This window comes from Lactobacillus sp. PV037 (genome assembly GCF_014522345.1).
Taxonomy (GTDB): Bacteria; Bacillota; Bacilli; order Lactobacillales; family Lactobacillaceae; genus Lactobacillus.
This window is the reverse complement of the sequence record NZ_CP041987.1, coordinates 1,344,441-1,369,716: the sequence shown is the minus strand read 5'-3', so window position 1 is coordinate 1,369,716 and position 25,276 is coordinate 1,344,441. Positions and strand designations below refer to the sequence as shown.

The window sequence follows — 25,276 nt, the reverse complement described above, 5'->3', positions numbered from 1 at the left end:
GGAAATCAAAAAGTATTTCTTTTTCGTTTGACATTCTTAGAAAAAATAGCCTATTATTTAATTAAAAGGTCTATACCAAAATATAAGTGAGGGAAAATAAATGTCATATTATATTCATGCAGATAAATTCTTTTTGGAAAATCGAACTGAAAGTGGAGGTTACCTAGAAGTTCAAGATAATGGCAAGTTTGGTTTTTACTTGCGTGAGGATCAAAAGCCACTGACAGCAGAAATCAAAGAATTTCCAGGGAAATGGGTCGCACCAGGGTTAGTTGATACTCATATTCATGGCTCACTTCATGAAGATGTTATGAAAAGCAATTGGGAAGGGATTAACAAAATTTCAGAAGGATTGCTGAGCGCAGGGGTAACAAGCTGGCTACCAACTACGGTAACGGCACCGGATAGTGAATTAACTCGCGTATGCAAGATGTTTGCAGACCACCAAGGTCAAGAAACAGGGGCTAAAATTCAAGGGATTCACTTTGAGGGTCCATTTTTTACAACGGAACATGCTGGAGCAGAAAATCCTAAATATATGTTAGACCCCGATATTGATTTACTAAGAAAATGGCGTCAGGCCTCTAATAATATGTTAATTAAGATTTCACTAGCTCCTGAACGCAAGGGTGCGCCTGAATTTGTTAGAGCTGCTGTTAAAGAGGGCATGGTAGTTGCTCTAGGGCACTCAAGTGCTAGTTTTGAAAAAGCAATTGCTTGCGTAGAAGCAGGAGCTAGCGTTTTTACCCATGCTTATAATGGAATGGATACAATGAGCCAACATGCTCCTAGTTTAGTGGGAGCAGCTTTTAGTTCACGTTTGACTACTGCGGAATTGATTTGTGATGGTCATCATGTTCAAGAACCAGCTGTTAGAGCTTTGATTAATGCTAAGGGATGCGAACATATTGCATTGATTACTGATTGTATGGAGGCTGGGATGATGCCAGATGGTGATTACATGTTGGGAGAATTACCAGTTTATGTAAAAGATGGCATGGCTCGTTTAAAAAATGGTGATAATTTAGCTGGTAGTATTCTTCAATTAAAAGATGGTGTAAAAAATGTAGTTGATTGGAATATTGCAACTGCTGAAGATGCAATTATGATGGCGACTTATGTCCCTGCCAAAAGTAGTAAGATTTTAGAAAAATGTGGCTCAATCATGCCTGATAAACCTGCTGACTTTTTAATTCTTAATCCTGATTTAACTCTAAAGCAAACTTATCTAAATGGAGAATTAAGATACCAAGCATAAAGAAAAGGAATAGCTTTCTCAAAGCTATTCCTTTTAATCTTACCTTTTAATAAACTGCACCATCGTAAAAGCCGAAGCGAGGTTGATTAAAATTGAAATCTTTTAGATCACTCATTTTAATAATGTTGTCTGCTACTCCCCAACTCATTAGGTTAATTGATTCGCCAAATAAGTCGTCTGGAATTACTAAAAGAATATATTTACCTTGTCCATGTGCATAGCCAAGTTCCATTCCTAAACCAACATCTTCTTCTTTAGGTACATAAACTCCAAGCATCACATCACTAGTTTTAATTCCGATTAAATCACCATTGTAGGTTGCTTGAGCCCATTCTTTATCATGAAGGTATTCTGGGTGTTCATCAACGCGAATACCTTTGTATTGGTTTTGAAGAGGTACATAACTATTTTCTAAATCAATAGTAGGATTTTCCTTCAAAGCTTTCATTGCATCGTTGTATGCCTTGTTTTGAGTGTCAGTAAACCAACCAGCACCAAAATAAACAGTTTTTTGGTTAGACATGAGTTTAAACAACCTTTCTTTTAATAAAACTAACTTTAGTATCAGCATAACAAAAAAATTTTAGAGATAATAGACTTGACATTTTTTAGGTGATTTTTCGATTTTTTAATTAACTTAGATTATAATGGATAAGAAAAGAGAAGTTTTTAATAATTTGAATAAAAATCTAATATAAGGAACCAATTTTATGACAAAAGAACTTTTTAGTAAAGACGCTGTATTTGTGAGTGAAAAAGAAAACCAGAGTGAAGTTTTTAAAGAAGTCGTACCAAAATTACAAAAACTTGGTCTGGTAAAAGAAGATTTTTTAGAAAATCTATTAACTAGAGAAGATAAATACCCAACTGGAATTTCTTTGCGACCACTTTCACGCCAATTACCGAATATTGCAATTCCTCATACTGAGGGGAAATATGTTAATACTTCAATGATTATTCCAATTGCCTTGAAGAAAAATATTGAATTTAAAAATATGGTTAATCCCCCTGAAGACTTGCCTGTTAAATTTATGTTTATGATTTTAAGTGAAGATTCAGATATTCATGCAAAAATTTTGGGTGATATTATGGATTTTTTATCAGAACAATCAGCTGAAGATTTAATAGAGTTGTTTAATAGCAAAACTCCAGCAGAGGTTTATGACTATCTGAAGAGCAACTTCAACTTTAGAAAGAGTGTGGAAGCGATTGGATAAGTTAAAAATCTTAGTAGCAACTGGAGCAGGTCAAAAGGCTAATGAATGGATTAAAGAAGTTGTAGAAGGAACTTTTAAGCAAGAAGTTTTAGTGGATACAGCAGATTTTTCAACAGTAACTGAAACTGTACTCAACCATTATGATGCGTTTTTAACTGCTCCTAAACATGTCTTTAAACTTAAAACTCAGACTCCAATTGTTGAAGCTAGCGGAATTTTATATCGAGTGCCATCACTAGGTCGAGCTTGTTTGGAGGACATAGCTGAATTGCTCAAAAAGACAGAAAAAAAGCGTTCGTCAAACTAAAGACGAATGCTTTTTAGTTATTTTGGGGATAATTAGGACTAGAAAAAACTAGAGAAAAGGCATCCCAGCGAATGTAAGCAACATGATAATAGAGCGGGGTAGAAGTTGTTTGAGAAACAATTGTTTTTTCTTGATTAACTACTAAAGAAGAAGGTTCAATTTTTAAATTTGCACTTACTTCTTCAGTAGGATGAACGATAGTTAATTTATCTGAAAATGGTTCATCTTCTAAATGGATGCTTAACTTATTCTTAAGTAAGTAAAAGATGCTCTCAAAATTATTTTTGTCTTTTAAAAGATCGTCTTCTACTTCGTCAGCAGGAAGATAAGTAAAGTAAACAGCAAATGGTTGTCCCTCTTTGTAACGAATACGCTTAACAAGATAGTAGTGATCGTTAGGAGTTAATTTTAACTTGTTAAGGATAGTGGGATTGTTGCCTTCAACTACATCTAAAACTGTCATTTTGTCATAAGGTTCTTTTTCTGAGTTGATGCTATTTCCACGAACACTTAAATGCACCAAACTATCACCTAAAGAATAAGAGACAAAGGTCCCTTTACCTTGGTAGCGAACTAAGAATCCTTCTACAACTAATTCTCGTAATGCGCGAATTACTGTGATTGAAGAGACATTAAATTTGTCTTTTAGATCGGCTTCACTATAAAAACGATCACCATATTTAAACTTACCACTTTTAATTTCTTGTTTTAATTTATTTTGAATTTCAACATACTTCGGCATAGCCATCGTATTAAATTACACTTCCTTAAGATAAATTCTTCTAAGATCCATTAAATCTGCTGTACTTAATTTCATAACGTTACGTAGATAATCATGGATACTACCATAGTTAGTGTTAATTACACTAACCGCATGGTCTAAGTATTCAGGATGTACTGATTGAATATCATGAATTGACTGTAAGACTCCTGCTGCTTGACCTTCTTTTTTAGCTTCTTGGACCATATTATTAATGAAGTCTTTTGTAGTAATATTAGTTAAAAGGTAGTCTTGTTTAATAGTTGATAAAGGAACCCCTAAAGCTGATAAAACTAGGAAGGCACCAAAGCCAGTTCTATCTTTTCCAGCAGTACAGTGGAATAGTAAAACTTCATTTTCTTTATCATTAGCTAGTAAATAATCAAAGAATTTTCGATAAGCATTTTGAGCAGTGTCACTATTGATCATATCTTCATATGCTTTAAACATGTGCTTAAAGCCAAATTCAGGATCTTTTTGGGCACTTTCTTTTAAAGTGAATATTCCCTTTGAAGCATTAGTTAAATCTTCACTAAAAACTGGATTGAATTCGTAGTGAACATTATTAGGTAAGCGATCAGGAGAGTCATTTTTCTCTTTTGAGCTTCTAAAGTCAATATCATATTTAAGACCGTAATCGGCTAAAAGATTGATATCTTCTTCACTTAAAGTAGCCAAGTTACCTGTTCTGAGGAGTTTGTTGTATTTGATTTGTTGGCCAGTATTTGTTCTGTAACCACCTAATTCACGGAAATTGCGGCCAGAAGAAATTCCAATCAACTTTGTATCGTAATTTTCGCTCATATTTTTGACCTCTTTTGTATAATATATGATGTTACTAAGGTTAATTGTAGCATGGATTTATTAAAATATATAGACATATTATTGTTGAGGTTGTGTAACCGTTTTTTTGGAAATTATGTTAAAATAAACCTAAATATATCGAAGTAATATAGGGGATGACAGGTATGGAAGATTACAATAATATTTTAGTACCAGTTGATGGTTCAGAAACTTCAGAACGTGCTTTTGATAAGGCAGTTAAGATTGCAATTGATAACAATGCTCATCTTGATCTTTTGAATGTAATTGACACGCGTCAATTTATGGGAGAAATGCAAGATACTTTAGTTTCGGGTGATACTATTTATCAAATGACTCAAGATTCAGAAAAGTATCTAGAAAGTTTAAAGCAATGGGCTAAGGAAACCTTTGATTTTACTGATATTGCTATTCACATTCGTTATGGTTCACCTAAGAGAATTATTGCTATTGATTTTATTCAAGATCATGGTAATGATTTAACTATTATGGGAGCTACTGGTATGAATGCTTTAGAAAGAATGTTAATGGGAAGCGTAACAGCTTATGTTAACCAACATTCTTTATCTGATGTGTTAATTGCTAAGACTGACATGGACAATCAAAAAGTTGCCAAGAAAAAAAGAAAATTATTTAAATAAGCAAAAACTACCAAGATTTAATCTTTGGTAGTTTTTTAGATTTAGCCTATCATTTTAGTGAGGTGGTAAAATTGATTGAAAAAAATGTAGAATTACAATTAGCTTATGAACTTGAAAATTTACACCATGTAGTTGTTCAGGCTGCTGATGTAGGAGCAAAATATGTTTATGCGCTCCAGTTATTACATGGTCAAACAGATATTATTGTTTATCGTACTGAGCCTAATGGCAAACATGTTATCTATAATGAAGATGCACCAATTTTATATTTGACTGGTAAGGCAGGTGGACATACTCAAACTTGGAAATATAGTGGAGAAAGTGGCTGCTGGCTAGTAGGAACTAAGCCCAAGCCTCATGGCAGTATCGCATGGACAACTCAAATTGCGCGTGTACGTTTAGATGGAAGTGGACAACAATATACTTCTAATACCCAATTGCCTCGTTTATCATACTTAAACCGAGCAGGATCTGGCTTTGGCGATAACAGCACTGTTTATCCAGGCGCGGAACTTGAAAGAGTAGAAGCAGCTGTGTCACCAGATTACAGTAAATTATTAATTGCAAGTATTGATATTCATCATACGGGATATTTTGCTTTGTATAACATGAATGAGGTTAATCAGGCTTTAGATGAAGCAGAGCAGACAAGTAGTGATGTCAATATCCAGAATTTTAATTGTTTAAGTGCATTTAAAATTCCTAATTTTAATAGTGAATATATTCCTTCAATTCAAGGATATGATCTTGATGAAAATGATAATATTTATATTTCTTGTCAACCAGGACCAACTAAAAGTTTTTTAGGGTTTGCCAAGCAAGGTAAGCCACGCGAAATTGTTAAGATTCCTTGGGGTGAAACTGATCCAAATAATTGGGAAGTTGCCAATCTAGACCATAATTTAACGGTAGATGCTTTAGGATACTGTACAGAGTTTGAAAGCATTCATGTGCATGATAGTCAAAATATCTTTTTAACAGTGGCTTATCATGAACGTGATGGCTTAACGACATTGATGAATCGAATTTATAAAGTTACGGGATTCGGCGATTAAGCTAAGAAGTGTTTGGGAAAAAATAATCTTTTAGTCTAAATTGAATAAATAGATAAAACAAAAGTGCTGATATATCAACGTTTAAAAAACGAAGATTATCAGCACTTTCTTTAATTTAAGAGTTTTTTCCCAGACTCTTCCGGGCAATTTTCATTAAAAATTATTTTTCGAGCGTTTGCACATTCTATCAGATTTATCTCCTCATTTAACTTCTTCTTTTAAAACCTCTTTTCTTTGCTTTATAAAATCTTCTAAGTCTTCTAAATCTTTTGATTGAGCATAATTAATAATAAAATTTTTGGCCATTGATTTATAACTATACTTTTTAGCCTTTTCTTTATTTTTGGCGTTCCATTTGTTGCGTGCCCGTTTCTGTGCCTCAGTTGCCATAATGTCCCCGCTTTTTCTTATATAAGAAAGGGCAAGCCGTTTTGACCCGCCCCGATCCTCATCGCTTACGCTTGATAATTGTAGCAATTAAAGCTATAATCATAAGTAAAGTTTGAGGGTCAAGAACAATTTTAATCGTCATAGTCTTGCCCTTTCTTAATTAGCCGAGGGTTCCACAAAGCCCTCGGCTTTGTTGTTCCTCGGTAGGGTTTCAGTTTTACCATTGCTTCCACCCTACATATATTATTATATACCTTTTAACGTATAAATCTCAACACTCAATTAATATTTTTTGGAAACGGATAGGGCGCAAACCCTATCTGTTTTATTTCTTTCTTACACTTGATATCAATAGTTTCTAACATCAATCTGTCAATTAGGGAGTTGTCTCCGTCCCTTAAGAATTTTATCTATTGCTTTCAAGGTGGATCTGGAATCTTTGGTTTTTAAAATACTCTACCATTTGATATGAACCCCGAAATTCGGACAAGAATTTCGAGGTTTTTTATTATGACTAAACTGTCTAAACAAGATAAAATTGATATTTATAATAATTGGAAATATTACGGTAAATCTTCTCTTCAATTAGGAAAAGAATATGGAATTACCTCTGATAGTCTTAGATACTTATTTAAATTAATCGATAAATATGGATTAGAAATCCTAGATAAGCCCTATACTTTTTATTCAATAGAATTTAAAGAAAAGGCAATTAGAAGGGTTCTTTCAGGAGACGAAACTATGTCCCAAATATCATTAGATCTTGGTTTACGTAGTAGGGCCATGCTTTACAATTGGGTTCGCAAATACAAAGAAAATGGGTATAATGTCATTAATCATAAGAAAGGTAGAAGATCTAATGCAGAACAAAGACAAACAGATTCAAGAACTTCAAAAGCAAATCAAGGACCTCAAACAAAAGAATTTAGAGCTTACTGTCGAGAACGAATTTATAAAAAAATTAGATGCCTTAGTGGCACAAAGAATCAGAAACCAAAAGCACAAGAAATAGTTTCTGCAGTCACACAGCTAAGGCAAGAACTTCATGTGACTGTGAGTTTTGTGCTTAAAGTGATCAATTCTAAACCTGACCTTCCTCACCTATCTAGGAGTAATTATTACTATGTTCAAGGACATGATGATAAAGATAGGAAAAACCAAAATATCATGGAAAGGATCAAAGAAGTATATGAAGAGCACAAACATCGCTACGGTTATAGAAGAATTACTGCACAACTTCAACGTGAAGGACTTAAAATCAATCATAAGAAAGTAAAACGTCTAATGACTAAAATGCACTTATATGGCATTGCCATTAGACGTAAGCATAAATATTCAAGCTATCGTGGAACTGTAGGTAAGATCAAAAGTAACTTGATTAAACGTAATTTCAAGTCTGTAATTCCAAATAAAAAGTGGTATTCAGATGTGACGGAATTTCATTTGAATGGTGAAAAGCTTTATCTATCCCCAATTATGGACGGTTGCACACAAGAGATTGTCTCTTATACTCTAAGTCGTCATCCTGTTTTAAAGCAAGTAATGGATATGTTAAAGCTGGCCTATAAAAAGTATCCGGCCCTTAATGGTTTAGTATTTCATACTGATCAAGGCTGGCAATATCAACATCCTCTCTTTCAATCATGGCTTAAAAATCATGGCATAACCCAAAGTATGTCACGTAAAGGTAATTCTTTAGATGATGGCATGATGGAGGGTTTCTTTGGCATACTTAAAAGAGAAATGTTTTATGGATTCGAAAATAATTTTAGTAATTTAGATGAGTTAGAAGAAGCCATCAAAGAATATATTGAATATTACAATACTAAACGAATTAAAACTGTACTAAAAAATCGCACACCGATTGAATATCGGAATGCGATTATGAATCAAAGCTAATTAATAATATGTCCTAATTTTAGGGTTCATATCACATTTCGGTAAGTATCTTTCTAATAAGCCATCTTGTTTATTTTTACTTGATTTTTTGTAAATAACGACATATAATATTTTGTGTCGAAAATGACAAAAATGAAAGGTGGAAATAAAATGGCAAACTTAAATCATATGGATAAGAAATTTAAAACTTTAGATGACTTTATTGGAACTCACTTTATTTATACTTATGATAACGGTTGGGAATATGAATGGTATGCAAAAAATGACCATACTGTAGATTACCGTATTCATGGTGGGATGGTTGCTGGTCGCTGGGTAAAAGACCAACCAGCTCATATTAATATGTTGACAGAAGGAATTTATAAAGTTGCTTGGACTGAACCAACTGGTACTGATGTAGCACTTGACTTTGTGCCAAATGAACACAAGTTAAATGGGACTATTTTCTTCCCTAAGTGGGTACAAGATCATCCTGAAATCACTGTCACTTTCCAAAATGAACATATTGATTTAATGCATGAATCACGTGAAAAATATGATACTTATCCTAAAATGGTTGTCCCAGAATTTGCGACAATCACTTACATTGGGGATGCAGGGGTAGATAATGACGATGCAATTAGTCAAGAACCTTATGAAGGGATGACTGATGATATTCGTGATGGTAAGTTTTACGATGAAAACTATAAGCCATTGAAAAAGAATTAAAAAAGAATTAATGGTAGAATAAACCTATCTTATAAACTTAAAGAAGGATAGTTAATGCCAAAGAAAAGAATACTTCCATTTATTATTTTGGGAATTTTAAAACAAAATCCTGGTTTTACTGGGAAAGAAATCACCTATCAATTTAAAAATGAAATTGGTGAATTTTGGAAAGCATCCCACAGCCAGGTATATCCAGAATTAAAAAAGATGGAGCAAGATAACTGGATTACTAGTAACCAAAGTGATAAAAATGAGAAGGAAATCTATTACTCAATTACTGAGAATGGTGAAAAAATTTTAAATAGTTGGATCAGTGAGCCAATTACTCAAATTCCAGTTAGTCGAGATTTGTTTTCTTTAAAAATGTTTTTTATTAGTGACCCTACAGACCCAAGAATTAAAGAATTGGTTGAGGAAGAATTAGAGCTTTTAAAAAAACAACTTGATCATTTAAAGAAAAGAGAGAAAGCTGTCTTCAAGAATAAAGAAGATAAAAATTTGCATTATGGGCACTACGTAATTTTAAAGAGGGCAATGGCTCGATTACAGGGACAAATTGAATGGCTAAAAACGATTAAATAAAAAATGCGTTAAGATAATTTTCTTAAGGCATTTTTTTCTTGCACTAATTCAAAAGATATGCTTAAAGTAGGTAGAAAAAAGAAAAAAACTTGCTTTTTTTGTTATAATAGGCATTGTATTTCAAGGAGGACATTATGGATAATTTGACAACCATGACTTTAACTGATGAATTAGCTGCTAAGCAAGATGAAATTATCAGTGGTCAAGAAAGTCTTAATCTTTCAAAAATTTATGATGAAATTAATAGTTTAGGAATTTTAGCCAAGCCAATTCAAGATTATTTTGAAATGACACAAGATGAGTACTATAATAGTGAGTCTGATGGTAAATTAAATTTACTTCAGTTAAATGAAAAGTTGGGCTCATTAAGTGACCGTATTTTGACCAATCACGTGGATGGTTATGTAGATAAGGATGAAATTAACTTCACCTATAACCATGAAAATCCAACTACAGATGGAATATATGACCGAAAAACTGACTTTAATGTTTTACTTTACAGTTTGAAAGTAATCGGCGCAGTTAGAGCAATTGCACCTAATGAATTAAAAAAGGCTCTTTCAAAAGATGCTGTTTTATCATTAGGTCTTGCAGCACATGCTCTAGCAAATAATTAGTTGCTTGAGACTGAGAAGACCTTTTAGATAAGAAGTGTGCTTATGAGTATAATTAAAAAAACTAATGGAATAATTGACAAAATTTCTGGTGCTACAAAGAAGTTTATGCGTCCAAAGTCAGAAATCTTGTTTGATCCATTGCAACGCTACATGACAGTGGGTCAATACAACGTTGGAAAGCAAGAACAAACTCCTAATGGCCGTGATTATATTTTAATAGTATATAAAGATGATGAAGGGACACTTCATCAGGCTTTACGCGATCCTAATGCGTCTGATTTGGTTCCGGAATATATTCGAAGCTATGATAAGCGACTTGATCGTTTTCGGGCTTTTGTTAATAAGAAAACAGGCCGAAGATATATTGTAGAGCAATATTTAGATGAATTTTCTGAGCGCGTAAAAAAGCATACTCGACAGGGAGAAAATTCAATTAATATTGGAGTAATTACTGATACTCATTATAAAGATACAGATTCAGTTACTTTTTATGGCGCTAACGGTTTGCAGCATGTGAAAGAATTCAACTATCTTGAAGATTTAGGGTTACTTGATCTAAAGGCTCATTTAGGAGATTGGATTGATGGTTCAGATGCTGGATTAGTTAGTGAACAAGAATTGTACTCTTTAAGTCACGCTTTTAAGTCTAAAAAGACTAATTTTGCCATTATTAAAGGTAATCATGATGAAAATGATAAATTTGACGAACATCATAATCTAAAAGCAAGTTTCCCTGAAAATGAGTTTGAAGATATCATGTGGCCGGCAATGTATGCACAAAAGGGAATTAACTATATTTCGCGTAATCATGGAGTAGTGTATTTTGATAAAGGAGATTTACGGGTTATCACTGTAAATACTTCAGATACACCTTATCTTTTGAACGAAAAAGGTCAAAAAAAATATGATAGCAAAATTTCTTTAGCACTTCGCGAAGATCAGATGCAAGAAATTATTGAAATTCTAGAAAGTTCTAGCAATAAAAAAATTATATTTATGAGTCATGGTAGTCCTATTACTCATAAGGGAAGTAATGCCTTAAAGTATAACGGACGTTCTCTTCATGAGTTACTGGTTGCCTTTAATCAAAAAGAGAAGGGTTATCTTAACTCTCATGATGTACCGGCACAGTTTACTTTAGATAATGATTTTGATTTTACCCAAGTTAAAAATTCAAAGATTATTGCTTATTTCTGTGGACATCGTCACATTGAAGACCAATTTAGAATAAATGGGATACAATATATTTTATTTAATTGTTCAGCATTGATGGGTTCTAAACATGCTTTAACAACCCATTATAATAAACGCTGGAATCGAAAAATTGACTTACCCAGTGAGTATGCTGGATATGTTGTAAATGTTGATTTGAAGCGTAATTTGATGCAGATTTTTGGCTATGGAGCCGCTTCAAAGAGAAGAATTTATCGGATATAACACTAGATTTTGCATATTTGAGAGGGAAAATTATATGTGTGGAATTTGTGCAATTTTTGATCCTAGTTTAAAGGATAAAAAACATGCAGTTAACGAAATGATGGATACTATCAAACACCGTGGACCGAGTTCAGATGGAATGTATACTAATGATGAAGTTGCACTTGGTTTTAGAAGATTATCAATCATCGATCTTCGCGGTGGTAGTCAACCAATTTTTAATGAAGATAAAAGTCGGGCAATTATCTTTAATGGTGAGATTTACAACTACAAACCATTAAGAGAAGAATTGATTGCAGCAGGACATACTTTTACTACAAAAGCTGACACTGAAGTTTTACTTCATGGTTATGAAGAGTGGGGTATGGATGGCTTATTAAAGCGTGTTCGTGGTATGTTTGCCTTCATTATTTGGGATGATAATACTAAAACTATGTATGGAGCACGTGACTTCTTTGGAATTAAACCAATGTACTACTGGGACCATGACGGCAAGTTATTAGTAGGTTCTGAATTGAAGAGTTTTTTAGCTTACCCAGGCTTTGAAAAGAAGTTAAACAAAGAAGCTGTTAAGCCATACTTAATGAACCAATACAACGATTTAAAAGAAACTTTCTTTAAGGGCGTTTATCGTTTCCCAGCAGGTCATTGGTTTGAATATAAAGATGGGAAGATGAAGACCCATAAATACTGGGATGCAGAATATGTAGAAAACTCATTGAGTTTTGAAGAAACCTTAGAAAAAATCAACGAAGATTTAAAAGAAACAGTTGATCTTTATCATAATGCCGATGTACCAGTAGGTGCCTTCTTATCTGAAGGGGTAGATTCAAGCTTTGTAACAAGTTTACTTGACCCAGAAGATGTTTTCTCAATTTCATTTGATGATGCAACTTATGATGAAGCATCAAAAGCTAAAGCTTTAGCTGACATTAAGGGATGGAACTTCCATGCTGATAAGGTAAAAGCTGATGAAGCAATGAAAGATTTCCCAGAAATGCAATATCATATGGATGAACCAGATGCTAACCCATCAATTATTCCTCTATGGTATTTATGTAAGCTAGCTAGAAAGCATGTTACAGTAGCTTTATCTGGAGAAGGTGCTGATGAGTTATTTGCGGGTTATGTTAACTACGGGATGCATACTCATAACAATGTCATCAAAGTCTTTACTTCTGGTTTAAAGAAGTTGCCAAAAGGTGCTCGTGTGAAATTAGCTCATGGCATTAAAAAGATGCCTAATTTCCCAGGAAAAGTTCATATGTACACTAATTTGGCAGAACCAAGTGAATTTTATGTTGGCCAATCAGTAATTTATGATATGAATTATCCAACTATCTTTTCTTCAAAAGATGCTAATGGCATTTTACAAAAAGATTATCAAAATGATTTGACAGTAAATGGAATTTATCAAGAAGACTTTAAGAAGGTCAAAGATATTGATGCAGTAAAGCAAATGCAATATATTGATTTGCACCATTTTATGTTAAATGACATTGAACAAAAAGCTGATAAGATTTCAATGGCTCACTCACTTGAATTACGTGTTCCATATCTTGATAAAAAGATTGCAGAACTTGCAAATTCAATCCCAACTAAATATTTAATGAATCGTCATGATACTAAGTATGCTTTAAGAAAGGCATCTGAAAAAGTTTTACCTGAAGAATGGGCAAAACGACCAAAATTGGGATTCCCTACTCCAATTAAACAATGGTTAAAAGAACCAAAATTTTATAAGCAAGTCAGAGAACTATTTACAGCAGATTTTGTAAATGACATCTTTGATCAAGAAAAGATCGTGAAGTTATTGGATGATAACTACAAAGGTAACGGTTCAGCACGTAGACAAATCTGGGCTATCTACACTTTCTTAGTATGGTACAAGTTATTCTTCGTAGATTACGAAAACACAGTTAAGAAATACCAACATGTTCAACCAGAAGTAGCAAACTTAATTGCTAATGGTAAGTTAGTGTAAGAAATAAAAAAAGGAAGTACTAATTTTGCAATCTAAATTTACACCAATTCTTTTAGGTAGTGACATCAATGTTTATGGGATGGCACGCTCATTTAATGAAGCATATGGAATTAAAGTTCAAGCTTGGGCAGCAACTCAACTAGCAGCAACTCGCTATTCAAAAATAGTAGATGTTGAAGTTCATGAAGGCTTTTCAAGTGATCCAGGTTTTATGAAGGTCATGAAGCAAAAAATTGCTGAGTACAAGGATCATCAAGAACCTGTAATTTTAATTGCTTGTGGTGATGGTTATGCGGAGCTTTTAGCAAAGCATAAAGAAGAATTGGAAGAAGCTTTTATTGTTCCTTATATTGATTATGACCTCTTAGAAAAATTGATTTCTAAAGAAGGATTTTATGAAATTGCTGAACAATATGGCTTACCATATCCTAAGACAAAAATAATTACAATGGATGCTTATAAGAATAACACTTATCTAGATGTACCTTTTGATTTCCCAGTAGAATTGAAGCCTGAAGATCCAGTTTCTTGGCTTAAGTGTCAATTTGAAGGACGAAAAAAGGCATTTACTATTCATGATGAAGCTGAATTGAAAGACATTGTAAATAAAATTTATACTCATGGATACACTGAAGATTTAATTTTGCAAGATTTCATCCCTGGTGACGACTCAAACATGCGTGTATTGAATGTTTATGTCGACAAGAATCATAAAGTTAAGATGATGTGCTTGGGCCATCCTTTATTAGAAGACCCAACACCACAATCAATCGGAAATTACATGGCGATTTTACCTGCTTATAATCAAAAACTTTATGATACAGTGCAAGCTTTCTTAGAAAAGCTTGGTTACACTGGGATGGCAAACTTTGATATGAAATATGATGAACGTGATGGTGAATTTAAATTCTTTGAAATTAATTTACGTCAAGGACGTTCAAGTTTCTACGTTACCTTGAACGGCTATAACTTAGCTAAGTGGTATGTAGAAGATTATGTTAACGATAGCTTAGCAGCTGCTCCAACTGTTTATGGTAATAAAGATGAAAGTAAGTATGTTCTTTGGTTAGGAGTGCCAGTTAAGATATTTGAAGAATATGCTTATGATAATCCGGCTAAAAAGTTAGCAGAAAAATTAATCAAAGAAGGCCGTTATGGCACTACCGTCTTTTATAAGAAAGATAGTAGTTTAAAACGTTGGCTTTTAATGAAATATATGTTCCATAACTATAAGAAGCGTTACAAGACCTACTATCAGGTAAACAAGGGACAATATTTTGAAACTAAAAAGTCATAAACTTCTGAAAAAAATTAGTCTAATGAAAAGTGTCTAGAATTTCTAGACGCTTTTTGTATATTTGAAAAAATGTTAAACTAAAGACTAGTCTAAATTGTAATAACTGGAGGAATTATGCACTTTAAAAAGCAGCCGCAACCGGCTGATGAAATTAAACTTTATTGGTTGTTATTAGGAGAATTATTAACTTGGATTGGTGCCAGCTTCATTTGGCCCTTAACGTCTGTTTATTTAAATAAGAGACTTCATGTTTCCTTAGCAATGATTGGAGTGGTTTTACTTTGTAATTGTTTAGGAAATGTAGCCGGCTCTTATATTGCAGGTAAAGCCTATGACAAATTAAATCCTTACTATTTAATTATTGTAGGAGCTGGATTAGATGCCCTAGTCTTATTTGGGATGGGACTTAATCATACTTGGCCTCTATATTGGTTTTGGATGATTTGTACTGGTATTTTAGGAGGCTGGAATGGTGCCTTAATTAATTCAATTGCCACTAGCTTAAAATCAAAACCAGGACGTTATGTCTTTAATATGATTTATTTCGCCCAAAACTTAGGAGTGGTGCTAGGGACTTTAATTGTTGGTTACTTATATGATTATTCAGTTACCCTCTTATTTATGATTGCAGGAGGACTATTTGCGTTTGTATGTGTAAATGCAATTATTAATTATCGACCAATTATTAAATACCACCATGAGCGAATGGCAAATAAAGAAGAAGGACAGAAACAGACCATTCAGCCAATGCCTAAGGCTAATTTAAAGTTAAGTATAGGATTTTTTATTACCTTGGCAATAATTTGGCTGATGTATATGAACTGGGAATCAAACCTTTCAGTTTATATGGTATCGTTGGGGATTCCTTTTCATCTCTATAGTTTGCTATGGACCATTAATGCGGGAATTATTGTTTTAGTGCAACTATTTTTGAGTCGGTTCCCTAATACCTTTAAAAATCTATTTCATCAAGTTATTTTTGGAGTTAGCATGTTTGCAATTTCTTTTGTGACACTGGTGTTTGCAAAAGATTACGCCCATTTTGTTTTTTCAATGGTCACTTTAACTTTAGGAGAAGCAACTTCAATGCCAGCGATTCCCGCTTATGTGAATGACTTGTCTCCAGTTTCAAGTAAAGGAAAATACCAGGGCCTTACCTTATCAACCGCTTCAATTGGAAGAGCTTTTGGTCCTTTATTTGGGGGATTAGTAATTGATAAATTTGGCTATATTGATTTCTTTATTGTAGCAGCGATTGGAATTTTCTTAATGATCGTAATGTTAGTACCACTTCATGCTCACTTAAAAGCACGCCTAAAAGTTTTCCATTAAGCGCAAAATTTGGCAAAAAGATATTTTTAGGTAAAATAATATAGTGAAATTAGAAAATTATTAGAGAGGAAGATAACCATGACCAACTTAGATATTCGTGGCGGTGCTGGTGATATTACTAAGCCAGATGTAAAGGTACGCCCACAGGATAACTTATACTTAGCAGTAAATTCGGAATGGCTTGAAAATAATGACATTCCTTCTGATCGTTCACGGATTGCTCGCTTTGATAAAATTGATATTGAAATTGAAAAGAAACTTATGCAAGACTTTGCCGACTTTGCTAGCGGTAAAAAAGAAATTCCAGCTGTACCTAATTTAGAAAAAGCGGTTGAATTTTATAAATTAGCAGCAGATTTTGATAAAAGAAATGATGATGGGGCAGAACCAATTCAAGAAGATTTAAAGAGATTAACTTCTTTAAATAGTTTAGCTGAAATTGGCACAAAAGAATTTTATACTAGTATGTTTGCACTACCATTTAGTTTTAGTGTTAATCCAAATATGAAAAATACTAAAGAAAATATGGTAGATTTCAATGCACCAGGGTTAATTTTGCCCGATACAACTAGTTACCAAGATCCAAGTTCTGAAAAATTATTGGCTGTGTACAAGCAACAAGCACTTAATTTGCTTAAGATGGCGGGAGTAGCTAGCGAGCAAGCACAAGAATATGTTGAAAATGCGCTAAAGTTTGATGCTCGCTTGGCTAAGGTGGTTAAATCTAGTGAAGAAGCTGCTGACTATACTGCTAGTTATAATCCAACTAAGTTAGCAGATTTTACCGCCAAAATTAATAATCTAGATATCAAACAACTACTGACCGATCTTTTTGGAAAGATGCCAGAAGTGGTTAATGTTACCGAGCCGCGTTACTTAGAGCACTTTGATGAACTAGTTAATGAGGAAAATTTTGCGGAAATTAAGGGCTGGATTATTACTCACTTCATTAATAGTGTCGCTAGTTATTTATCACAAGACTTTCGTGAAGCAGCTTTTCCATTTAGACAAGCCTTAAGTGGACAACCAGAGCTTGCTAGTCAAATTAAACATGCTTATAGAATGGCTGATAGTAGTTTCAGTGATGTAGTTGGCGTTTACTATGGCCAAACTTACTTTGGTGAAGCAGCTAAGAAAGATGTAGAAGACATGATTCATAAGATGATTGATGCTTATGAATCACGCATTAAAAATAACGACTGGCTTTCTGAAGAAACCAAGCAAAAGGCAATTGTAAAATTGCGGGCACTAATTTTAAAGATTGGTTATCCAGATAAAATTGAAAAAATTTATGATAAGTTACAAGTAAATCCAGCAAGTTTATATGAAACTGTTAAAGCAAATAATACTAAGGCAGTAGAAGAGAATTTAGCTAAACTTTACAAGCCAGTAGATCGTACGACTTGGCTAATGCCAGGGAATTTGGTTAATGCTTGCTATGATCCGCAAAGAAATGATATTACTTTTCCAGCTGCTATTTTGCAGGCGCCATTTTATGATGTAAATGCAGATCGTGCAACTAATTATGGTGGGATTGGAACAGTTATTGCCCATGAAATATCACATGCTTTTGATAATAATGGGGCAAAATTTGATGAATTTGGAAATCTAAATAATTGGTGGGCCAAAGAGGATTACGCTGAATTTAAAAAGCGTACCCAAGCAGAAATTGATCTTTTTGATGGGATTAAATTTGGCAATACAGTCTTAAATGGGAAGCAAATTGTTTCTGAAAATATTGCTGACCAAGGTGGTCTTACTGCTGCAATTAGTGCAAATAAGAGTGAAGGTGGAGACGCTAAGAAGCTCTTTGAAAACTTTGCACGAATTTGGGGCGGTAAAGAATACCCAGAATATCGTAAAATGATTGTTTCAATCGATGTCCATGCTCCAGGTCCAGAACGTGCTAATGTTCAATCACAACAACAAGAAGAATTTTATAAGGCATTTGATGTTAAAGAATCAGATGGCATGTGGATGGATCCAGAAAAGAGAGTAATAATCTGGTAAAAAGAATTCCCGTTTTGGGAATTCTTTTTTGAAAGGAAGTAAAAGATGGAATACTTTGAAGTTAAAGGTGAAAAAATACCAAAGCTAGGTTTTGGTACTTATAAGATTGCGCCGGCAGATACTAAGCAAGCAGTTAAACAGGCCTTAAAGCTTGGTTACCGACTAATCGATACAGCGCAATACTACCGCAATGAAGCTCAGGTAGGAGAAGCAGTACGTGAAAGTGATGTAAAACGTGAAGATATTTTCATTACCACTAAGGCAATGACAGATGGTTATGAAGCAACGAAGTTAGGAATTGAAGATTCCCTACAAAAAGCAGGATTAAGCTATTTTGACTTAATGATTATTCACTGGCCAATGGAAGATTCACTTGGCACTTATCGTGCAATGGCCGAAGCCTATCATGAAGGGAAATTGCATCATATTGGTTTGTCTAATTTTAATATCAACCAGACAAAAGAAATAATGGCCAATAGTGACGTAAAACCATTACTTGATCAGATAGAGACTCACCTGAACTTGCAGCAGGGAAAGATGCATGAATTCTTAACTAGAGAGGGAATTATCCACGAATCTTATAGTCCTTTAATGGAAGATGCGCCTGCTATCTTAAAGCACCCAGTTTTGCAAAAAATTGGTAAAAAATATGGTAAAACTGGCGTCCAAGTTATGTTGCGCTTTTTGACTCAGGAAGATATTATGGTTATTCCCCGTTCTGTTAACCCTAAACATATGCAAGAAAACTTTGAAATTTTTGATTTTACTTTGACACCAGCGGAAGTAGCTGAAATTAAAGAATTAGATAAGCGTCAGCCAATTGATGGCTGGCCAGCAACCATGAGAGTGGACGAATAAAAAAAGAATTCTCAATTTTGAGAATTCTTTTTGTTTGTTTTAAAGCTTGTCTTCTGTGCGTAATTTACGTTTTAATTTTTCAAAAGTTTTAGGTGGAATTCGTTTAATTCCCACGGGATGCTGATTTCCTAAAATTAATGGTACGCGTTCAATTACGGTGTCTGCGAAGTCTAAACCAAACCAAGAAGCTGGATTAGAAGACATATTTTGTAAACCAACACGAGCTTCTACAAGCCATCTTTCATAGCCACGGAGTTGCGTTTGTGGGCTGATCACATCATTAACGATAACAAATGAAAAGTCCCCAACGTCTCGTCCTGGAGTAGTAGTGTATTCTTGTGGTTGTGGTTCAATTGTTCCATCGGCAATTAAGTCATGGACAATTTGACGTAGGTAAACATTAACCCGTTGTTGTTGCTTGAACCCTAAGAATAGTTGTACATTAATTACGTTTTTAGTCCCATAAGTATTAACTGCGTATTCAGCAGTAAATGGTTCGTTAGTGACATTTACTGTTACAAACCAATAAGCACTAGCACGTTTAGGACGTTTATCCAAAATTGAATACAAGATTTCACGTTTAATGAATTTATTATATTTAACTTTAGCCATGTAAACCAAGTTTGTAGCATAAGTTGGGTAGTCTTCATCGTGGCTTAATGCAGTTAACATATCGATATATTCATCTAGACGAACATAGGCGTTACGTCCTTCGCGTTTATCACGAATTTTATTACCGTAGAACCAGATGTACATTACGATTCCGATTACTCCGGCAATAATTAATGATACATAACCACCATGAGTAAACTTGCTTAAACTTGAAAGCATAAACATGATGTCTAAAAAGCCAAAGAAGATTAAGAAGATCCAATTCCAAATTGGATGTACTTTTTTAACAACGAGCCATTCGTAGAGAAGGATTGTAGTAGCGAGCATTGAAATCGTGATTGAAAGTCCATAAGCTGCTTCCATGTGAGCAGAAGTTCGGAAGAGTAACACAATTGCAATTGTAGCTACGCAGATCATTTTGTTAACAGCTGGAATATAAATTTGTCCTTTTTCTGTTGAAGGATAAATAATATTCATTCTTGGTAAAAATTTTAATCCAGTTGCTTCAGCAACTAAAGTAAATGATCCTGTAATTAAAGCTTGTGAAGCAATAACTGCTGCAATAGTAGCTAAAATGATCGCAGCTAAACGGAGGTTAGAAGGAATCATTTCATAAAATGGGTTAAAGTCACCAGTGGTGTGGTAGTTTGGATTGTTTAAAATCCAAACCCCTTGACCAAAGTAGTTAAGGGCAAGACAAATAAATACAAAAGGCCAAGAGCCGATAATATTTGCTTTTCCTACGTGACCAACGTCAGAATAAAGAGCTTCTGCACCAGTAGTTGCTAGGAAAATTGATCCTAAAATAGCTAAACCTGCCTTATTATAAGGACTAAAGAGCACTTTAATTGCATAATAAGGGTTAATAGCTTGCAAAATTGACCAGTCAGCCGACATGTTGATAAAACCCATAATTCCAAGGAAAGCAAACCAAATGAACATAATAGGTCCAAAGGCTTTACCAATGATGCTAGTTCCCATCCGCTGAATCCCAAAAAGAATTAGTAAGATGATGACAGTAATTGTAATAACCATTCCTTGCGTGGAGACAGGGACATTGCCAGCTCCAAACTCAATTCCTTTAAGTCCTTCAACAGCTGTTGTTACAGTAACAGCAGGAGTTAAAGTCCCATCTGCTAAAATAGCGGCCCCACCAATTAATGCCGGCAGGACAAGCCACTTAGCACACTTTCTAACCAAAGTATATAACGCAAAAAGTCCACCTTCACCATGGTTAGTAGCTTTAAGCGCAATTACTACAGTTTGAAGAGTAGTAAGCAAAGTAACAGTCCAAAGTACTAATGAAATTGACCCAATGATGAAATCACGGCTTACATGGCCAATTCCACCATTTCCTTCAACGATTGATTTCATAACGTATAAAGGACTTGTACCAATATCTCCATACACAATACCAATAGCAATTAACAGCCCGGCCGCTGTTGCTCTATTGCGCGTTTTTTCTTTCATTATTTTTAGTACTCCTTGAATAAAAATAGGAAATTAAAATTAAAAGAAGAATGATAGCCACTCTTCTTTAAACATAATTAATTTTCGACTATTTAAGCACCACTTGCAAGCATTTCAAAGAAATAAATGTAAAATATTTTGTGTATAGAGAAGAAAGTAATTGGTTTTAAAGAAAAAATGAAAAAATTAATTAAGTTTGTTGACATAGTTTATTAATCTTGTTAATATAATTACAACAAAATATTAAAAAGCAATGAGAAGATGAGTAATCATTTAACCTTTTTACAGAAAACTGGAAGTTGATGAGAGCCAGGAGAAGAAGTGAGTGATGAAGATGGTCTTTGAGCTTGTATACAAGGTGAGCATTTTTGTTAGCTGAGTACGTTTAATGCACGATAAGGCATTTGAGTATTCCATTTTGGAGCACTTATTGAGGATCTTACTATGAAGTAAGATTAAATTTGGGTGGTAACACGTTGCAGACGTCCCTGAAAGTCAGATGACTTTTAGGGGCGTTTTTTGTTTAAGTATTATATTAAAGGAGAAATCTATTATGGCAGAAGTTGAAAGTTTTACATTAGATCACACAAAAGTTAAGGCACCTTACGTTAGATTAATTACTGTTGAAAAGGGCAGCAAAGGGGATGAAATTAGTAATTTTGATTTGCGTTTAGTACAACCGAATGAAAATGCCATTCCAACAGCTGGTCTTCATACAATTGAACACTTACTTGCAGGTTTATTAAGAGATCGTTTAGATGGAGTAATTGACTGCTCACCATTTGGTTGCCGCACAGGATTCCACTTGATTACTTGGGGAACCCCATCAACAACAGAAGTAGCTAAAGCACTTAAGTCTTCTCTAGAAGAAATTGCTAATAAGATCCAATGGGAAGATGTTCAAGGAACAACAATTGAAAGTTGTGGTAATTATCGTGATCATTCACTCTTTTCTGCAAAAGAATGGTCAAAAAAGATCCTTAGTGAGGGAATTTCAGATAAGCCATTTGAACGCCATGTGGTTGAATAAATAGGAGAATCAAAATGAAAAAATTATTTAAGAATTTAAAAGAAAAGTTGTTAACGCCAATTGTAAATCAGAGAAAAGCAGGAAATAGTTTTCACAAATTGTATGTTAGCCATAATTAGGTGATAAAGATGCAGTTTAGACAAAAAAGAATCCGAAGACGCATTGCCTGGATTAGTTGTGCGATATTAATTTTGATAGCTGGCTGGTTTAGTTTTGGCCCTAGTCCTCAAGCAAAACAAAATAAAGAAGTTGTAATTGCAACCGTTGGGGAATCAGATGCAGATGCTAAATTGTGGAAGAGCATTGCAGAAACAGCGAAAGAAGATTATGGAATTACAATTAAAGTAAAAGATGTGACTGATGCGACCGCATTAAATAAGATGGTGGCTAGTGGAGAAGTGGATATGAATGCTTTTCAGCACTATGCTTATTTGAAGAGTTGGAATAAGGCTAATCACCAAGACTTAGTAGCAATTGGTAAAACTTATATTGCTCCCCTTAATTTATATTCGAAGAAATACCAGAGTTTGAGTGAAATACCAGATGGTGCTACAATTGCAATTCCCAATGATGCTTCAAATGAATCAAGAGCCTTGTATGTTTTGAAAAATGCAGGCTTGATTAAAATTAAACCTCATCAAAGCTTAGCTACTGTAGCGGATGTGACAGATAATCCTAAGCACTTAAAACTAAAAGAAGTTTCTGGCGATCAAAGTGCTCGTATTCTTTCTAGTGTAGCTGCGAGTGTGGTTACCAATACTTATGCTGTACCAGCTAAATTAGAGCACAATATTATTTATCATGAAAAGTTGGATAAGGATTCTGCTCCTTGGATTAATATTTTAGTCACGCGTAAGAAGGATAAGAATAAGAAAATATACCAAGAAGTTGTGAAGGCTTATCAGACTCAAAAGACCAAACAACTTACTAAAAAATATTACAATGGTACTCAGCTTCCCGCTTGGGATACTAAGCTAAAATAAAAAGACTCCCGAACGGGAGTCTTTTTATTAAGACATTGTTTGAGTAATTTGGTTACGTTGGTCATCGTACCAATTATCCCAGTCAGCATAAGTTTTCATGCTTTCAGGATCAGTATTAGTCTTTTCTTTAATATTAGCTAAAATGTCTTTAAAGCGGTCTGCATGAACATTTAAGATGTGCTTGATCAAAGTCTTACGACTAAAGATAGCATTATTAGTAATGTAGATGTTAATTTCAACTACATCATGATTACCATCAAAGGTATCCATGATTTCAAGATCGCTTTCTTCGAATTTGGAAATGTAAAAGTTAGCAAACACCTTTAGGTAATCTGGTTGTTCAGGATATTGAACAGCAGGCATTTCTACACGTTCAGCTTCTGGAACAACTACCTTAAATTTGTCGTCTTCTTCTACAGCTTCTTGCTCGTTTTTAGTGTTGTTTTGAGTATCTTCAGTCAAAGTTAAGAACTCCTTTACTGTGGAAATAGTGTACAAAAATTCAATACTATGTTACAGGGAAAATAGTAAAAAATCAAGTTATCTATTTATTATAGTTGTCAACGTCACTTTGAGTGTAAGAATCAATAGTTGTGTGACCAGAGTTAGCAGCACTCTTCATGAAATTAATTACATCTTGATCAGACCATGAAGAAGTATCAGCACCAATATCATCTAATTTAGCACGGACTTGATTGATAGTACGTGAAGTTACAGCTTGACCATCAATTGTATCATCACTACTGTTAGTTGCAGAAGAACTAGATGATGAGCTATCTTCACTACTTGAACTTGAAGAACTTGTTGATTCTTCACTAGAAGACTTAGATGATGATTTGTCTTTAGCTGAGCTAGAAGAAGTTTCGTTATTATTACTTTCCTTCTTAGCTTTATCTAAAATATTTTGAGCTTTAGCACGAATATCAGTGTAGTATTCCTTGTATTGCCCATCAAGATATGGTTGAGAAAGAATTTCAGTCGCATACTCTTGAGCTTGGTCGTAGTTTTGGCTATCTAAAGCAGTTTGAGCCTTCTTATAAAGTGGAGTAAGTTCATTATCTAGGTTATTTTGAACTTCTTCAGCAATTCCATAAAGCTTCTTAGCTTGGTCAGTCATAACAGAGTAACCGCCCTTTTGCCCAATAGCTGAGTTTAAGCTGCTAAGAGAACTTTCGTAGTTATAATTGTTAATACTTGTCTTAGCCTGATCTAATTGGGCAGCTTGTTCAGCGTAAGCTTGAGCTTCTGTAGTATTTTTAATTTTACTTGCTTGATCAAATTTTTCTTTTGCTTCATCGTAGTTTTGAGCTTTGGCAGCCTTTTTACCAGCGGCCATTAATGCAGTATAGCTGCTAGAGTTAGTATTTGGAGCAGCTTGGTTGCTGCAAGCAGTAGTGGTAAGCATTGCACCTAAAGCTACAGTTGCAGCTAATAATTTAGCTTTTTTCATAGTTAAAAGATTTCTCCCTTCATTGCTAAATATTTTGCTCTTCTATTATATCAGAGTGTCTAGGAAAAATTCTCATAAGTCAGAATTACATTTGAAATTTTCCATTAGTAACAGTGTATAAAAATATTAATGTTTGTCGCAGAAGTAAGCAAAAACTTTAGGAAATATTAAGGGAGAGGGTGAAGTATAAACTATAATATAATAGGAAAAATAATCTAAGAAGGAAATTTTGAGAATAAAAAGGCGAAATCTTTAAACTTTTGCAACGTTATTGAAATATAAATATAGAATATGAAGAGAAAAATAAGAAGCTGTAGTTGCTGAAAGTATGCGCTAGAAAAGGATTTAAAGAGAAAGTAAATAACAAAAAACAATATTACACATAGATTAAATAGTAAAAAAAGGCTTGTTAGTCTTTGAATTTGGGCGAAAACAAGATATAATGTATAACGTGGTAAGTAATAGGAGGGATGCTTCAGGCGTGTGCCTGTACAGCATGCTAATTGTTTATCTTAAAATGACTACCTCGAAAAACACTATTTTCGATTTAAGATTAA

24 protein-coding genes are annotated in these 25,276 nt (G+C 34.0%); 17 read left to right on the top strand and 7 right to left on the bottom strand.

The features are described from left to right. Positions 1 to 100: 100 nt before the first annotated feature. On the top strand, positions 101 to 1,258 hold the full coding sequence (gene nagA, locus FP435_RS07365) for an N-acetylglucosamine-6-phosphate deacetylase (protein WP_265483640.1): 1,158 nt from the start codon (positions 101 to 103) through the stop codon (positions 1,256 to 1,258). A gap of 46 nt (positions 1,259 to 1,304) precedes the next feature. Here nagA and FP435_RS07360 read toward each other — a convergent pair whose 3' ends face one another. After that, positions 1,305 to 1,781: a nucleoside 2-deoxyribosyltransferase gene (locus tag FP435_RS07360; protein WP_265483639.1), complete on the bottom strand. Its 477-nt coding sequence runs from the start codon at positions 1,779 to 1,781 to the stop codon at positions 1,305 to 1,307. Positions 1,782 to 1,968: 187 nt separating this feature from the next. Here FP435_RS07360 and FP435_RS07355 point away from each other — a divergent pair, with 187 nt between their 5' ends. Both FP435_RS07355 and FP435_RS07350 read left to right on the top strand, forming a co-directional pair. Next, positions 1,969 to 2,475 (top strand): PTS sugar transporter subunit IIA, encoded by a 507-nt coding sequence (locus FP435_RS07355; RefSeq protein ID WP_265483638.1) that lies wholly within the window; start codon positions 1,969 to 1,971, stop codon positions 2,473 to 2,475. Beyond that, positions 2,468 to 2,782, top strand: a complete 315-nt coding sequence (locus FP435_RS07350) for a hypothetical protein (RefSeq protein WP_265483637.1) — start codon at positions 2,468 to 2,470, stop codon at positions 2,780 to 2,782. Before FP435_RS07355 ends, FP435_RS07350 begins: the two co-directional genes overlap by 8 nt. A 13-nt stretch (positions 2,783 to 2,795) precedes the next feature. Here the strand turns inward: FP435_RS07350 and FP435_RS07345 are convergent, their stop codons facing one another. Then, a complete protein-coding gene (locus FP435_RS07345; RefSeq protein ID WP_265483636.1) occupies positions 2,796 to 3,530 on the bottom strand; it encodes a GntR family transcriptional regulator in 735 nt (244 codons plus the stop codon). Positions 3,531 to 3,539: 9 nt separating this feature from the next. Further along, the gene (locus tag FP435_RS07340; RefSeq protein WP_265483635.1) at positions 3,540 to 4,346 is read right to left on the bottom strand and encodes a tyrosine-protein phosphatase; all 807 of its coding nucleotides are present in this window, start codon (positions 4,344 to 4,346) and stop codon (positions 3,540 to 3,542) included. A gap of 164 nt (positions 4,347 to 4,510) precedes the next feature. Between FP435_RS07340 and FP435_RS07335 the strand changes: the two genes are divergently transcribed. Both FP435_RS07335 and FP435_RS07330 read left to right on the top strand, forming a co-directional pair. Beyond that, the gene (locus FP435_RS07335; protein WP_265483634.1) at positions 4,511 to 5,005 is read left to right on the top strand and encodes a universal stress protein; all 495 of its coding nucleotides are present in this window, start codon (positions 4,511 to 4,513) and stop codon (positions 5,003 to 5,005) included. A 71-nt stretch (positions 5,006 to 5,076) separates the two neighbouring features. Further along, positions 5,077 to 6,060 carry a class III bacteriocin gene (locus tag FP435_RS07330; protein ID WP_265483633.1) on the top strand — a complete coding sequence of 328 codons (984 nt, stop codon included), beginning with the start codon at positions 5,077 to 5,079 and terminating at the stop codon, positions 6,058 to 6,060. Positions 6,061 to 6,261: 201 nt separating this feature from the next. Here the strand turns inward: FP435_RS07330 and FP435_RS07325 are convergent, their stop codons facing one another. Continuing rightward, positions 6,262 to 6,450, bottom strand: coding sequence for a hypothetical protein (locus FP435_RS07325; RefSeq protein ID WP_265483632.1), 189 nt, complete (start codon positions 6,448 to 6,450; stop codon positions 6,262 to 6,264). A gap of 510 nt (positions 6,451 to 6,960) precedes the next feature. Here FP435_RS07325 and FP435_RS07320 point away from each other — a divergent pair. From FP435_RS07320 to FP435_RS07275, 10 genes are all read left to right on the top strand, one after another. Continuing rightward, the gene (locus FP435_RS07320; protein WP_265482988.1) at positions 6,961 to 8,349 is read left to right on the top strand and encodes an IS3 family transposase; all 1,389 of its coding nucleotides are present in this window, start codon (positions 6,961 to 6,963) and stop codon (positions 8,347 to 8,349) included. Between the two features lie 168 nt (positions 8,350 to 8,517). Then, a complete protein-coding gene (locus FP435_RS07315) occupies positions 8,518 to 9,057 on the top strand; it encodes a phenolic acid decarboxylase (protein ID WP_265484656.1) in 540 nt (179 codons plus the stop codon). A 54-nt stretch (positions 9,058 to 9,111) separates the two neighbouring features. Continuing rightward, on the top strand, positions 9,112 to 9,639 hold the full coding sequence (locus FP435_RS07310) for a helix-turn-helix transcriptional regulator (protein WP_265483631.1): 528 nt from the start codon (positions 9,112 to 9,114) through the stop codon (positions 9,637 to 9,639). A gap of 134 nt (positions 9,640 to 9,773) precedes the next feature. After that, positions 9,774 to 10,256 (top strand): hypothetical protein, encoded by a 483-nt coding sequence (locus tag FP435_RS07305; RefSeq protein WP_265483630.1) that lies wholly within the window; start codon positions 9,774 to 9,776, stop codon positions 10,254 to 10,256. A gap of 42 nt (positions 10,257 to 10,298) precedes the next feature. Then, positions 10,299 to 11,693, top strand: coding sequence for a metallophosphoesterase family protein (locus tag FP435_RS07300; protein ID WP_265483629.1), 1,395 nt, complete (start codon positions 10,299 to 10,301; stop codon positions 11,691 to 11,693). Between the two features lie 34 nt (positions 11,694 to 11,727). Beyond that, complete coding sequence (gene asnB / locus FP435_RS07295) at positions 11,728 to 13,677, top strand: asparagine synthase (glutamine-hydrolyzing) (RefSeq protein WP_265483628.1); 1,950 nt, start codon at positions 11,728 to 11,730, stop codon at positions 13,675 to 13,677. Positions 13,678 to 13,702: 25 nt separating this feature from the next. Then, positions 13,703 to 14,974 (top strand): carboxylate--amine ligase, encoded by a 1,272-nt coding sequence (locus FP435_RS07290; RefSeq protein ID WP_265483627.1) that lies wholly within the window; start codon positions 13,703 to 13,705, stop codon positions 14,972 to 14,974. Positions 14,975 to 15,088: 114 nt separating this feature from the next. Continuing rightward, entirely contained in the window at positions 15,089 to 16,306 is a 1,218-nt protein-coding gene (locus FP435_RS07285) for an MDR family MFS transporter (RefSeq protein WP_265483626.1), read from the top strand. A gap of 78 nt (positions 16,307 to 16,384) precedes the next feature. Next, complete coding sequence (locus FP435_RS07280) at positions 16,385 to 18,316, top strand: M13 family metallopeptidase (protein WP_265483625.1); 1,932 nt, start codon at positions 16,385 to 16,387, stop codon at positions 18,314 to 18,316. A gap of 45 nt (positions 18,317 to 18,361) precedes the next feature. Further along, positions 18,362 to 19,174: an aldo/keto reductase gene (locus FP435_RS07275; protein WP_265483624.1), complete on the top strand. Its 813-nt coding sequence runs from the start codon at positions 18,362 to 18,364 to the stop codon at positions 19,172 to 19,174. A 39-nt stretch (positions 19,175 to 19,213) separates the two neighbouring features. Here the strand turns inward: FP435_RS07275 and FP435_RS07270 are convergent, their stop codons facing one another. Further along, positions 19,214 to 21,256 (bottom strand): KUP/HAK/KT family potassium transporter, encoded by a 2,043-nt coding sequence (locus FP435_RS07270; protein ID WP_265483623.1) that lies wholly within the window; start codon positions 21,254 to 21,256, stop codon positions 19,214 to 19,216. A gap of 553 nt (positions 21,257 to 21,809) precedes the next feature. Between FP435_RS07270 and FP435_RS07265 the strand changes: the two genes are divergently transcribed. Together FP435_RS07265 and FP435_RS07260 are read left to right on the top strand one after the other, a co-directional pair. Then, entirely contained in the window at positions 21,810 to 22,286 is a 477-nt protein-coding gene (locus FP435_RS07265; protein WP_265483622.1) for an S-ribosylhomocysteine lyase, read from the top strand. A gap of 128 nt (positions 22,287 to 22,414) precedes the next feature. Next, on the top strand, positions 22,415 to 23,269 hold the full coding sequence (locus FP435_RS07260) for a MetQ/NlpA family ABC transporter substrate-binding protein (protein WP_265483621.1): 855 nt from the start codon (positions 22,415 to 22,417) through the stop codon (positions 23,267 to 23,269). Between the two features lie 27 nt (positions 23,270 to 23,296). Here FP435_RS07260 and FP435_RS07255 read toward each other — a convergent pair whose 3' ends face one another. Together FP435_RS07255 and FP435_RS07250 are read right to left on the bottom strand one after the other, a co-directional pair. After that, positions 23,297 to 23,731 (bottom strand): hypothetical protein, encoded by a 435-nt coding sequence (locus tag FP435_RS07255; protein WP_265483620.1) that lies wholly within the window; start codon positions 23,729 to 23,731, stop codon positions 23,297 to 23,299. 82 nt (positions 23,732 to 23,813) lie between these two features. Beyond that, entirely contained in the window at positions 23,814 to 24,719 is a 906-nt protein-coding gene (locus tag FP435_RS07250) for a hypothetical protein (RefSeq protein ID WP_265483619.1), read from the bottom strand. Positions 24,720 to 25,276 lie beyond the last annotated feature (557 nt).

Bases quoted from the DNA above. Each gene is read 5' to 3' on its own strand.
- FP435_RS07250 (WP_265483619.1), bottom strand. From the start codon at position 24,719: ATGAAAAAAGCTAAATTATTAGCTGCAACTGTAGCTTTAGGTGCAATG.
- FP435_RS07360 (WP_265483639.1), bottom strand. From the start codon at position 1,781: ATGTCTAACCAAAAAACTGTTTATTTTGGTGCTGGTTGGTTTACTGAC.
- FP435_RS07275 (WP_265483624.1), top strand. From the start codon at position 18,362: ATGGAATACTTTGAAGTTAAAGGTGAAAAAATACCAAAGCTAGGTTTT.
- FP435_RS07340 (WP_265483635.1), bottom strand. From the start codon at position 4,346: ATGAGCGAAAATTACGATACAAAGTTGATTGGAATTTCTTCTGGCCGC.
- FP435_RS07335 (WP_265483634.1), top strand. From the start codon at position 4,511: ATGGAAGATTACAATAATATTTTAGTACCAGTTGATGGTTCAGAAACT.
- FP435_RS07265 (WP_265483622.1), top strand. From the start codon at position 21,810: ATGGCAGAAGTTGAAAGTTTTACATTAGATCACACAAAAGTTAAGGCA.
- FP435_RS07310 (WP_265483631.1), top strand. From the start codon at position 9,112: ATGCCAAAGAAAAGAATACTTCCATTTATTATTTTGGGAATTTTAAAA.
- FP435_RS07320 (WP_265482988.1), top strand. From the start codon at position 6,961: ATGACTAAACTGTCTAAACAAGATAAAATTGATATTTATAATAATTGG.
- asnB (WP_265483628.1), top strand. From the start codon at position 11,728: ATGTGTGGAATTTGTGCAATTTTTGATCCTAGTTTAAAGGATAAAAAA.
- FP435_RS07285 (WP_265483626.1), top strand. From the start codon at position 15,089: ATGCACTTTAAAAAGCAGCCGCAACCGGCTGATGAAATTAAACTTTAT.
- FP435_RS07270 (WP_265483623.1), bottom strand. From the start codon at position 21,256: ATGAAAGAAAAAACGCGCAATAGAGCAACAGCGGCCGGGCTGTTAATT.
- FP435_RS07325 (WP_265483632.1), bottom strand. From the start codon at position 6,450: ATGGCAACTGAGGCACAGAAACGGGCACGCAACAAATGGAACGCCAAA.
- FP435_RS07280 (WP_265483625.1), top strand. From the start codon at position 16,385: ATGACCAACTTAGATATTCGTGGCGGTGCTGGTGATATTACTAAGCCA.
- FP435_RS07345 (WP_265483636.1), bottom strand. From the start codon at position 3,530: ATGGCTATGCCGAAGTATGTTGAAATTCAAAATAAATTAAAACAAGAA.
- FP435_RS07305 (WP_265483630.1), top strand. From the start codon at position 9,774: ATGGATAATTTGACAACCATGACTTTAACTGATGAATTAGCTGCTAAG.
- FP435_RS07355 (WP_265483638.1), top strand. From the start codon at position 1,969: ATGACAAAAGAACTTTTTAGTAAAGACGCTGTATTTGTGAGTGAAAAA.
- FP435_RS07260 (WP_265483621.1), top strand. From the start codon at position 22,415: ATGCAGTTTAGACAAAAAAGAATCCGAAGACGCATTGCCTGGATTAGT.
- nagA (WP_265483640.1), top strand. From the start codon at position 101: ATGTCATATTATATTCATGCAGATAAATTCTTTTTGGAAAATCGAACT.
- FP435_RS07315 (WP_265484656.1), top strand. From the start codon at position 8,518: ATGGATAAGAAATTTAAAACTTTAGATGACTTTATTGGAACTCACTTT.
- FP435_RS07300 (WP_265483629.1), top strand. From the start codon at position 10,299: ATGAGTATAATTAAAAAAACTAATGGAATAATTGACAAAATTTCTGGT.